Here is a 587-nt window from a genome sequence, read left to right as displayed (position 1 = left end):
CTCCACTACACTGCCGGATCCGGTGGACTGGCCACGGATGTTGCAACCGCAGGATTCAATCTGATCGATGTCCAATCCGTCGATCAACTGAATGCGTTGCCGGCCGGCACTAAGGGCCTCGTCTACCTAAACCAAGTCGACGGAACAACGTCCTCCTTTATCCAACAGGTCACGCCCTATATCGGTAATCCGAATTTGTACGGCTTCTACCTTGCCGACGAGCCGGATCCCACTGGCAAATGGGGCACCTATGCATCGGCCGCGAATCTGAAGGCCGAATCCGACTGGATCCATTCCAACGTGCCAGGTGCGAAGACTTTCATCACGATGATGAACATGGGGTCCTCTGCGAACCCGGACTTTTCGAATACCTATAATCCCGCCAACACGCATATCGACTATTACGGGATAGATCCCTATCCGGTGCGTACGGGTACAAGCACGATCGACTATAATATGATCGATAGAGCGGCTGCTGCCGCCGAGGCCTCGGGCATCCCGGCCAGCCAGATCGTTCCGGTCTATCAAGCGTTTGGCGGAGGCACCTGGACGACCGACACCGGCGGCCAGTACGTGATGCCTACCCC

The 587-nt window shown here is 56.6% G+C and carries 1 pseudogene; it reads left to right on the top strand.

The window, feature by feature from the left end:
• Positions 1-587: pseudogene (locus RFM98_RS31220) on the top strand (calcium-binding protein); the annotation flags it as partial.

Source organism: Mesorhizobium australafricanum, assembly GCF_033977265.1.
In the GTDB taxonomy this organism is placed as follows: domain Bacteria; phylum Pseudomonadota; class Alphaproteobacteria; order Rhizobiales; family Rhizobiaceae; genus Mesorhizobium; species Mesorhizobium australafricanum.
This window is presented reverse-complemented; position numbering and strand designations above follow the sequence as displayed.